This window comes from Pseudomonas sp. SWRI50, assembly GCF_014269095.1.
Taxonomy (GTDB): domain Bacteria; phylum Pseudomonadota; class Gammaproteobacteria; order Pseudomonadales; family Pseudomonadaceae; genus Aquipseudomonas; species Aquipseudomonas kermanshahensis.
The window spans coordinates 1-909 of the sequence record NZ_JABWRW010000064.1 but is presented as its reverse complement, the minus strand read 5'-3'; the positions used below and the strand labels follow the sequence as shown (position 1 = coordinate 909).

The window sequence follows — 909 nt, the reverse complement described above, 5'->3', positions numbered from 1 at the left end:
CCCATGTCCAGCCGGCCGATGCCGCGCAGCACCATCTGGCCCAGGCCGCCGACCGAGATCATCGAGGCGATCACCACCATCGACAGCGACAGCATCAGGGTCTGGTTGAGCCCGGCCATGATGGTCGAGGTGGCCAGCGGCAGCTGCACGCGGGTCAGCATCTGGCGCGGCGTGCAGCCAAAGGCGCGGGCCGCTTCGATCTTGTCTTCCGGCACCTGGCGGATGCCCAGGTTGGTCAGGCGCACCAGCGGCGGCAAGGCAAACACGATGGTCACCAGCACGCCCGGCACGTTGCCGATGCCGAACAGCATCACCACCGGCACCAGGTAGACGAACGCCGGCAGCGTCTGCATCGCATCGAGCACGGGGCGGATGATGCTTTCCAGGCGGTTGCTGCGGGCGCAGACAATGCCCAGCGGGATGCCGATCACCGCGCAGAAGAACACCGAGGTAAGCACCAGCGCCAGGGTGGTCATCGACTCCGACCACACGCCGATCAGCCCCAGCAGGGTCAGGGTGACGAAGCACAGCAGCGCCATGCGCTTGCCCGCCAGCTGCCAGCCGAGCAAGGACGACAGCAGGATGCCGATGGTGGGCGGGATGCTCTGCAGGGTGAACTCGATGCCATTGAGCACCTGGTCGATCGGCCAGCGGATGGCGCGAAACACCTCACGGAAGTTGTGCACGAGGAAGTTGAGGGTAGCGGTGACCCAGTCGCCCAGGGGGATGGTGGCCGCCTGGAACGGGTCGAGCAGGCTGAATTCGGACATGGGGCAAACCTCGCGGGGGTCAGTGGCGGCTCAGGGACTGCAACGGCGTGCTGTTGGCCAGGCTGGAACACTGGCAGCGGCTGTTGAAGGTCTTGAAGAACGCGCGCACGTAATCGTTGGCCGGCTGGTTGATCAGCTG

Annotated in this window: 1 protein-coding gene; it reads right to left on the bottom strand. The window is 65.9% G+C overall.

The features are described 5' to 3' along the window. The coding region (locus HU750_RS26945; protein WP_186683377.1) for an ABC transporter permease subunit at window positions 1–770 on the bottom strand (770 nt) is incomplete at its 3' end. Window positions 771–909 lie beyond the last annotated feature (139 nt).